At 39.5% G+C, this 10,182-nt stretch carries 7 protein-coding genes; 2 read left to right on the top strand and 5 right to left on the bottom strand.

Features of this window, described 5'->3' with window-relative positions; genetic code table 11:
* Positions 1–65: 65 nt before the first annotated feature.
* Both AW17_RS08910 and msrA read left to right on the top strand, forming a co-directional pair.
* The gene (locus AW17_RS08910; protein ID WP_029275784.1) at positions 66–1,115 is read left to right on the top strand and encodes a hypothetical protein; all 1,050 of its coding nucleotides are present in this window, start codon (positions 66–68) and stop codon (positions 1,113–1,115) included.
* Positions 1,116–1,547: 432 nt separating this feature from the next.
* Positions 1,548–2,090: a peptide-methionine (S)-S-oxide reductase MsrA gene (gene msrA / locus AW17_RS08915; RefSeq protein WP_036669453.1), complete on the top strand. Its 543-nt coding sequence runs from the start codon at positions 1,548–1,550 to the stop codon at positions 2,088–2,090.
* Here the strand turns inward: msrA and AW17_RS08920 are convergent, their stop codons facing one another.
* The 5 genes from AW17_RS08920 to AW17_RS08940 all read right to left on the bottom strand — a co-directional run bounded on the left by AW17_RS08920 (position 2,091) and on the right by AW17_RS08940 (position 10,176).
* Entirely contained in the window at positions 2,091–3,179 is a 1,089-nt protein-coding gene (locus AW17_RS08920) for an acyl-CoA dehydrogenase family protein (RefSeq protein ID WP_029275786.1), read from the bottom strand.
* A 29-nt stretch (positions 3,180–3,208) separates the two neighbouring features.
* Positions 3,209–3,829, bottom strand: coding sequence for a nicotinamide riboside transporter PnuC (gene pnuC, locus AW17_RS08925; RefSeq protein ID WP_029275787.1), 621 nt, complete (start codon positions 3,827–3,829; stop codon positions 3,209–3,211).
* A gap of 355 nt (positions 3,830–4,184) precedes the next feature.
* Positions 4,185–7,097, bottom strand: coding sequence for a DNA gyrase/topoisomerase IV subunit A (locus tag AW17_RS08930; RefSeq protein WP_029275788.1), 2,913 nt, complete (start codon positions 7,095–7,097; stop codon positions 4,185–4,187).
* A 695-nt stretch (positions 7,098–7,792) separates the two neighbouring features.
* Positions 7,793–9,478 (bottom strand): PNGase F N-terminal domain-containing protein, encoded by a 1,686-nt coding sequence (locus tag AW17_RS08935; protein WP_029275789.1) that lies wholly within the window; start codon positions 9,476–9,478, stop codon positions 7,793–7,795.
* Between the two features lie 209 nt (positions 9,479–9,687).
* Positions 9,688–10,176 (bottom strand): cytidine deaminase, encoded by a 489-nt coding sequence (locus AW17_RS08940; protein ID WP_029275790.1) that lies wholly within the window; start codon positions 10,174–10,176, stop codon positions 9,688–9,690.
* Positions 10,177–10,182: the final 6 nt, after the last annotated feature.

A 10,182-nucleotide genomic window follows, 5' to 3' on the forward strand; every position in this document is an offset into this window, starting at 1 on the left:
TTCCACCCTACTTTCATCAAACAGATTCGGAAACTGTCTAAACTTTAATTATCTATATAATATTTATGAAATTCCCTCAATTAGCAGGCACACTAATACTTGGTTTTGCCGCAATCAGCTTATTTGCCAACTGTAATTCAGACGGTAAGAGCAGTGGCGGTATCGGTAAAATCTTTTCTTCTGATTCAACTAAAAAGAAAACGGACTCAACGGTAAACGTAATGAAACCGGTTGATCCAAAGCTTTACGATTCGTTGGTAAAAAAACTGGCAAACGGAGATACTACCGGAAGATGGCCAGTAAAAAAACAACCATATCCTTTAGCGGGAGCCATTTTACCTTTTAAACGCATAGTTGTTTATTATGGAAACCTGCATTCGAAAAAAATGGGCGCGCTTGGCGAGTATGCACCTAAAGAAATGTGGAAACATTTAAATGCTGAGGTTAAACATTGGGAAAAGGCTGATCCCTCTACCCCTGTACAACCAGGATTACACTATATTGCTGCAGTAGCAAGTGGAACACCGGGGAAAGATGGAAAATACATCAACAGAATGGGCAATAAACAGATTGATTCTGTTTTGAAAATTGCCAAAATGCAACCTAATACCATTGTATTTTTAGATCTTCAGGTAGCTTTAAGCACAATAAAAGCCGAGTTACCTCATATCGCAAAATACCTGGAATTGCCATACGTTCATTTAGGTATCGACCCTGAATTTTCGATGAAAGACGGAACATTGCCAGGCAAAAAAATCGGCACCTACGATGCTGCCGATGTTAATTATGTAACCGGATATTTAGCAGATATTGTTAAAAAATACAACTTGCCTCCAAAAGTATTTGTATTGCATCGTTTTACGAAGAAAATGGTAACGAATTCTGCTAATATTAAATTACGTCCTGAGGTTCAGGTTGTGGTACATATGGATGGATGGGGTGAACCTGAATTAAAAAAAGGTACCTACCGCCACTTTATACAGGGCGAGCCTGTACAATTTACCGGCTTTAAGCTATTTTATAAAAACGATCTAAAAAAAGATCCGAAGCGTTTGATGACTCCAGAAGAGCTGTTAAAGCTTACACCAAAACCGATATATATTCAATATCAATAAAAGTAGAAGAGGCTGTATCATAAAGGCGATTTCACCTCAGATGCTGTCATGTTGAGCCTGTCGAAACACCTTAAAGCGTATTTAAACGGGTCCTTCGACAAGCTCAGGATGACATATATATTTATGATACAGCCTCTTTTTTGTTTTCATGCTATATAGGATACATTTTGTGATGTATCTATCAATTTTCCATTTAGTTAATTTTTAATCATAGATGCACACAGATTCTTATATCTGTGTGCATCCTTTTTTATGTGTAGTTTATTAAGATTACCTAATCTTAGGAACATTGAGGTATTTACCTAAAGTGCTGTCTAAACAGCGCCTCCTTAAAACTTATAGGAATAATCGGTGTCCGACCAATCTTTAATATCAAAAAAATGTCTTTTTTTGATTGATCTAAAATTGGAATAGATTTTATATACGTAGGATATGCAAACAGCAACATTTGGCGGCGGCTGCTTTTGGTGCACCGAAGCCGTTTTTCAGACGTTAAATGGAGTAAGCCAGGTTACATCGGGCTACATGGGGGGAGATTTAAAGCATCCTACCTATATGGAAATTTGTAATGGCGATACCGGACACGCAGAAGTAATCCGAATCTCATTCGATGAAAGTGTTATTTCGTTCAATGAGCTGTTATTGGTATTCTTTAAAACCCATAATCCAACAACTTTAAATAGGCAGGGTAATGATGTTGGCACGCAATACCGCTCGGTGGTTTTTTATGAAAATGAAGATCAGAAAAAACAGACGGAGAAAATGATCGAAGATTTAACCCAACAACATATTTTCGATAAGCCCATTGCCACAGAAGTTTCTCCTATAGCCGAATTTTATGAGGCTGAAGATTATCATCAAAACTATTTTAGCAACAATCAGGGGAAACCTTATTGTGCATTTGTGATACAACCCAAACTTAATAAGTTTGCTACTGATTTTAAAGATAAAATTAAACCAGCGCTTTTGGACTAATTAAATTTCGAAAGTAAGTAAAGCATGTTGGCTCGCCGTATGAATATCTCTCCAAACCCTATTAATTTCTGATTCCTTTTTTGCAGCCGCTAAGCCACAGTATGGGAATAAAGTAGCTGCCGATTTCCAACAGGCATGGGCCAATTTACGACTGATTGAACTCACCTCCATTAAGATATCCTCATTAATTTCACCATCACCCATTAACTGATTCCAGGACTCCTCAAACGCATGGTAGAATTTGGCACGAAGATTTAGTACTTCTTCTTTACAACGGTTAAGTTCGTTGTTAAAAAACAAAATTTGCGCTTCATTATATCTCCCCAATCCAGAACGCGAATAAAAAGATTGCTCTACCAGTTTAATAAAATGATTGGTCATTCCTAAACTATTTACTGTTAATGTGGTTTCTGCGAGCTGTAAAAAGGGATAATCAAAGCCTGAATCTGCCACTTCGATATGCTGGTTAATTTTAAAGGTCCTATTTTCGTCGACGTTTAAATCACAAACTTCAAAAGCATGACTGCCTGTTGCAATTAAACCAAAGTAAGACCACCCGGGTAAAATATTTACCTCCTCCTTTTTAAGGATGAATGATTTTATTTCAGGTTCTCCATTTTCAGCTAAAATATCATCGCCATTTTCGTTTTTAAGCGTGCAGTTGGCTGTAAATATAGTGGCATGCAATGCCCCGCTGGCATAGCTCCATTTTCCATTAAGCAGATACCCGCTTTGCGTTTTAATGGCCACGCCACCTACAGCACCACTCCCAGCAAAACAAACTTCACGATCAGCAAAAATCTCTGCAGCCAATTCAGGATTTAAAAACCCTGCAAACCAGCCTGCACCTGCACAAAGTGTAATGGTCCAGCCTAAACTTCCATCAGCTTCAGCCAATTCTTCTTCCAATCTTAAAATTTCAGGAAGTTTTTTGTTTGGTCCGCCATAAATTTCGGGCACAAAAAGCTTAAACCAATTTTCCTGATAGGCCAGCTCCAAAATTTCGGGATGAAGTTTACCCATTTCTTCCGAAATTGCTGCATAAGCTTTTACTTTTTCCTGCCAGGTAGTGCTTAATGTTTCTTGCATGATTATTTTTGCTTTGTGTAGAGAGACAATTAAGCCAATTTGAGTCTGCTTTTGTTAATGATCTTCTTCCAGTCTAAAAACCCAAATATGGCTACAGTGAACAAAAACGTAGTTAAACAGGCCATAAGTGGAAGCTTTTTATGAAACAGCAAGGGAATGGCCACAATATTCGAAATGTTCAGGAATATCCAGTTTTCTATTTTACGCTTGGCCAACAGCCACATACCTGCCCACGCTGTTGAAGATACAAAGGCATCAAAAACAGGCACATCCGAATCGGTATAATGCCTCAATACAAGGTAAAGTACGCCGAAACCAATCACAGAAATTAAAACAGCAATGGTTAATTCTTTATTGCTCGACCATGAAACCTGATTTTCTCCGTCCTGTTTTCTTTTCTTCCAGATTATCCAGCCATAAACGCTCATCACCAGATAATAAATGCTCAGCAAGGTTTCTGCATACAGCTTTACATTTAAGAGTAGAAACATCGATAACAGGATCGAAATTATTCCTGTTGGATAAAGCCAGATACTATTCTTCTTCGCCAGTAAAACTTCAGATACCCCAAAACCTACAGCCAACCATTCGATTAATGAGGTGTGTAAAATCTGCTCCTGAAAAAGCTTAAACCAATCTTGAAAATTCATTTACAATAATTTGCGTTGTGGCCGGTAAAAATAATTAGATACCGTTTTCGGGGCGAAACAGTTTTGTAAATTTTAACCTCTTCCTACGGCGGCATTACCCGCATCAGGTTCATTAGAAGGTGTAAGGTTTGAGGTATATGGTGTAAGGTTAAACCCTATACCTTAAACCTTTTGGCTTAAACCTCTAAATGGGTATAATCTCAGCAAATTGATGGCAACAGACATTGCAACATCAAAAAGCACCCCTTTGAGCAAGGCAAATATAGGTTTAAAAATGAAATGTTTTGATTGAAATGTGAAGAGTTGTCAACTTTCTTGCCACCAGGCCATTAAAGTTGACAACTCTCGAATCTATTTAAAATAATCCCAGCTGCCCTTTGTCATCAATATCGATATCATCCGGATTGGTGATCTCGAAATCTATCTTTTTAACGGGTTTTTCTTCTGCCTCAGGTTTATCTTCGGTTTTCACTTCTTCTTTTTTAACAGGCTCAGCTTCTGGCTTTGGTTTTTCTACCATGGCCTTTTCTACTGCAGCAGGTTTTTCTTTGACTTCAGGCTTTTCAACCTTAACAACAGGCTCTTCCTTACGTTCAAATTTTGGTTTTGGCTGCGCTACAACAGGTTTGTCTATTACCTCTTCCGGCACTTCTGATTCTGTTACGATTTCCTCGTTCGCAATCGCCTCTTCGCTTGTAACCACCTCATCTAGTGCTTCTTCAGCACCCTCTTCCTCGTCAACTGTTACTTCCTCAACCGCCTCAATTTCTACCTCAGGCTCTTCTAATACTACTTTTTGAACGTCGTGCGGCGACAGTCTATTGCCGTTTGCCTTTAGTCCTTTAACATCAATCAGTTCTGCTAAGGTTAAATCCAATGTTTCCGGAATTTGGGTTTTACCTTTTAAAACATCAACAATAATTTTTGCTACCGGATTTGAAGTAAGGAATAACAACCTCGATTTCTGCTCTTCGCTAATGAAAATGGTTTTCCTACCATTAGCTTGCAGTTCGAATGCAAAACGTTTAATAAAATAATTTTGTGCTTTGCCTTCAAAATGGACCGCAGCAAAAATCTTTTCCGGATCAAACTTCTGGATCAAGATCAGGCCATCATCAAAGTGGTTACTCAATTCGAAAGAACTTAACTCATAGTAACCATCTTTGTGCACCTGTAAAATACGATCGTCGCCATCAAATTCGCCCAGGTATTTTCCTCGGCCATCAACGTTTAGGCGTTTTAATAAATCATCGTACCAGATTTTCAGTCCAGATAAAGTAGAAACGCCTTTGCTCTTCAAGATGATCTTTTTAACCGGATATTTCGAAATGATATTCCCCTGCGAGCCACGTCCCTTAATGGCCACTTCTGCAAAATCCTGATCGAACTGAAGCTTGCGCAATTTAGAGTGCGGTTTTAATGCAACATTCACTATCTCAGCTTCTCCGTTCGGATTGGCTGTAAAATATAAAACCTTCGAACCTTTCGATCCCTTGGTTAAGTCGTATTCCTTATCTCGTGTTACCCCAACTACAGCAAACCTTTTAATATACGAAGTACCACTTGCACCATCTTTATAAACCATGTTGTAAATGGTACGCTCATCGTTTTTCTTAAATACCTGGGCGTGTATAATGCCTTTACCTACAAAGGTTTTATCGGCTACCTTGGTGATAATGCATTTACCATCCTCACGGAAAACAATTACTTCGTCTATATCCGAACAATCGGCCACAAATTCATCTTTACGTAAACCCGATCCGATAAATCCATCCTCACGGTTCATGTACAGTTTTACATTCGCCAATGCAACTTTCGATGCTTCTACGCGATCGAACAAACGGATTTCGGTTTTACGTTCTCTTCCTTTTCCGTATTTATCTTTCAGTTTCTGGTACCAGGCAACAGCGTAATCGGTAAGGTGTTTTAGATGATTTTTAACCACTTTAATTTCATCTTCCAGGTTTTTCATCTGCTCATCGGCCTTTTTCACATCAAAACGGGTGATGCTACTCATTGGCTTATCAATCAGCTTTTTAAAATCCTCAGGTAAAATTTCGCGGTAAAGCGATGGCTTAAACGGATCAAATAAAATGTGTAATACCTCAACTACGGTATCAAAATTCGTTGAGTTTTCATATTCAGGATTTTTGTACATCCCCTCCTGAATAAATATTTTAAGTAAAGAACTAAAGAAAATCTTCTCCTGCAACTCATGCAAGCGGATCTCCAACTCTCTTTTTAATAAATTTTTAGTGTGTTTTGTATTTTCAATCAGGATATCGTTCACACTCAAAAAGAGTGGCTTATCCCCTTGAATAATACAGGTATTTGGCGAAATAGACACCTCACAAGCGGTAAAAGCATATAGTGCGTCAATGGTTACATCAGGCGAAATACCCGGTGCCAGGTGCACTACAATTTCTACATTGGCCGCCGTGTTATCCTCAATCTTTTTGATTTTGATTTTGCCTTTATCATTGGCCGATAAAATACTATCAATAACAGAACCCGTTGTGGTACTGAACGGAACTTCGGTAATCACCAAAGTCTTTTTATCCTTCTCGGTTATTTTTGCACGAACACGGATTTTACCTCCACGCTGCCCTTCATTATAATTCGAGAAATCGGCCATACCGCCCGTAAAGAAATCGGGCAATATATTTGGGCGCACACCTTTCAGCGCTTCTATCGAGGCATCCAGCAATTCGATAAAATTGTGTGGCATTACCTTGGTAGCCAAACCCACGGCAATACCCTCAGCACCCTGTGCCAATAACAAAGGGAATTTAACCGGTAAAGTGATCGGCTCATTATTACGCCCGTCATAACTTAACTGCCACTCGGTAGTATCAGGGTTAAACACCACGTCGTTGGCAAATTTTGATAAACGTGCCTCGATATAACGTGGTGCCGCAGCACTATCGCCAGTAACCGGATCGCCCCAGTTACCCTGCATATCAATCAATAAATCTTTTTGACCGATCTGCACCATCGCATCGCCAATAGATGCATCACCGTGCGGGTGATATTTCATGGTGTTACCGATTACATTCGCCGCCTTATTAAAACGTCCATCATCCATCTCCTTAAGCGAGTGCATAATGCGTCGTTGAACAGGCTTCAGTCCATCGTTAATGTGCGGAACTGCCCTATCGAGAATTACATAAGACGCATAATCGAGAAACCAGTTTTCGTATAAACCGTTGATTGGGGTTATGGTATGTTTGTGCTCTTCGTTTACGTTTTGATCTAATTCTTCACTCATTTATTTACAAAAATTGGCAGCCGTAAATATAATAAAAATGATTTCATAGAATGAAGAGAGGTTATTCACATTTCAAGATGGGAAATTTGTTAAAAAACAAGGGTAAGGTGCGTTTTGCTTAGCTCTTGCCGTCATTCCCGCGCAGGCGGGAATCTTACTGCTTGGATATTATAAAATGATTTCTCATCCTATCGGCTGGTGTCTCACCTGCCGAAATCTAAAGTTATTTGAGCTTATATTCTCTTAAATGCCTTATATGGTAAAAAAGAGGCAAGAAAAAGATCCTTCACTGCGTTCAGGATGACAAACCAATTATTCATCCTATCGGCTGGTGTCTCACCTGCCGAAATCTAAATTTGTTTGTGTTGATTTGGAAAGCAGGGTCCGTCGGTTTTTGTTTAGCGTTTCTTCCGGCTTTCCGATGCGATCTTTTTTGCCCTCCAGCTCAGCCCAAGGCAGCAAAAAAGGATCTCCTCTTCAATCCGGTTTAGAAAAACAGTTTTGAGGTACTATTTAGTGTTGCAGAGCGCATAGAACCACTCCCAGCCCCTCCTTGAGAATAAGGAGGGCAGCAGGATAGTTTGATAAGGAATAGAGAATATGGCGATTTGGGCTTATATTTCCTTATATATCTTACATGGTAAAAAAAGGCAGGATAAGATCCTTCACTACGTTCAGGATGACAAATAATTTGGTTATTCCACCCCCAACAGCACACCCGAAACATTCCATGCGCTTGAGCTCGAACCTTCTGGCTTACCCATTGGGATGGTTACTTTTATGGTATGCGGCCCGGCTTTTAAATCGCCTAAACTTATCCATTCGGGATTGGTAACTGTGCCTGGACACCAGTTAGAACGGCTTAAATCTGACGAGGAAAGACCCGTTTCGAAATTTCCAGAGGCAGGATTTGATAACCGGTACGAACCGCAATCCTGGCGCCATGGCGTAAAACCGAATGTTTCTTTTTCATCCAGCCATATGGTGTTTTTCCGTGGTACAAACTCATCGCCATTTCCCCAACCACCATGCCCGGTTGTAATATAGCGTAGTTTTGCATCTTTTAGGTCTTTTGCTAAGGTGAAAAAAACTTCCAAACCTTTATCGCTGCTAAACATGGTTGCATATTCTTGTCCAGCCATTTCCAATACATTGGTCGAATTAAATAAAGGCAAAATCACTTCTTTGGCTTCTTTTTGTCTTCCTCCATTATGCAGTGTTATATTTAAAGAAACTTTATGACCGCCCTTATCATAGTTACCAACAAAAACAGCTATCCAAACTTCTTTTCCATTTACGAGCGGGAATAGTTCTGAAACATCCTGTCTGTAATAAACTTTCTCCGCCCAATTTTTATCCTTCAGTTTTAAATTATTGTATTTACCAACACCAAAAGGGGTAAAAAAGCGCATCAACTCTATTACAGGATTATAATTTGCTGTGGCTACCACACCTTGATATTTTTTCCCATTTCCGTTATCGTAAACAGGCAAATCTTTAACAGAATTTTTAAGTGCATCCATTAAACTGATCTGTTTATCGGTTGGGATGATAAATACCGATCCTGTTCTATCATAAGCATCGCCGTTCGATTGTTCGGTTAAATCGACAAAAACATTGGGACTGGACTGAAGCTCAGGAAATTTAACTTTCCTGGCAATCACAGTCCCTCCAGCAAAGCGGAATACAGAATCGTTCGATTGTGGTTTATCTATAAAATTGATTGTTTCGTTATTAAAAACACTTAGCGTGGTAAACCTGCTTTTCCAAAGCAAATCTTTGTACGTTAATGCATCGGTAAGCTTAGCACTTATTTTTTGCAGATCGATCAATTTCGAATTTTTAACTTCTTCAATTTTTGTAGCCGTTACAAAGCTACTGCCGTTACGCACCTGCTCTAAAACCAAACCAAGGTTCTGGCCCAAATTGGTTGGTGCTGCTTTAATACCTGCTTCAGTAGTGTACCATAGATCAATTTTATTCGAATTAACTACCGTGGTGGCCTTTCTGCAGGTATAACCCAAAATCACTTTGGTTTCGTTGCTCAACTCAAAAGTTTGCTTGCCAATTGCAAGGCTATCGGCAGTTGCAATCTGCTTATCTATACCTAAATCGGCAACCTGAAACAAAATTTGTACAGGTTTCGTAACAATGCTTTGTTCGTAAGGATACTTTGCTTTACGATCGAGAATAGCAGTATTGCTAACTAAATTCTGGCTTGCTGAAGCCATTACCACAGTTGGATTGCGGTCTTCCTTGGGCTTTCCATCAGCGGAGCGGAAGTAAACTATTTTATAAACCGCATTATTTTTAAGGACGGCCTGCGCATTTGCGCCAAAAGAAATAAAAAGGGAGAAAACGAGGGTGTAGAGTTGCTTCATTATGGCTAAAAAACCAAATATAAGCATAAAAGTCAGAGGTCGGAGGTCGTGAGTTAGAATTACATTCTAATAGAAATTCGTCATTGCGAAGAGGAACGACGAAGCAATCTTACAACCATGGGTTATAGCGACCGCGTTAAGGTTGCTTCGTCGGCTGAAAAAGCCTGCTCGCAATGACGACAAACCTAGAGAGGCAATGCCTCCCCCGCCTATCGCTCCAACCGATCCTCAACAAAAGCAAAAGGCAGTAAACTCTTTACACTGGGCACTTTTAATACTTCTCCGTTCAAACAGTAAAAAATGACCTCAATCGGCGTATTTTGCTTGCGCTCAAACTCTGCCATCACCTGCAAACAGCCTCCGCAAGAAGTAACGGGCTTTAAAATCTCAAAATTATCAGTTTGGGCAGTAATAGCCATACTTTCAATAACTGCATTTGGATAGGTAGCGCCAATGGTAAAAAGGGCAACACGCTCTGCACAAAGTCCAGATGGGTAGGCTAAATTTTCCTGATTGCTGCCTAATACCGTTTCGCCAGAGGCCAAACGGATCGCCGTACCAACCCTAAATTTAGAATAAGGAGAATATGAAGTATTTAAAGCCTTTTCAGCAAGTTCGCAAAGCGTTCTATCTGCCAATGTTAATTCTATAATACTTTCGTATTGTTCAAAAGTTATATTTAGATTTATTGAATTCATTTGTAA

The sequence above is a fragment of the Pedobacter borealis DSM 19626 genome (assembly GCF_000708285.2).
Lineage (GTDB): Bacteria > Bacteroidota > Bacteroidia > Sphingobacteriales > Sphingobacteriaceae > Pedobacter > Pedobacter borealis.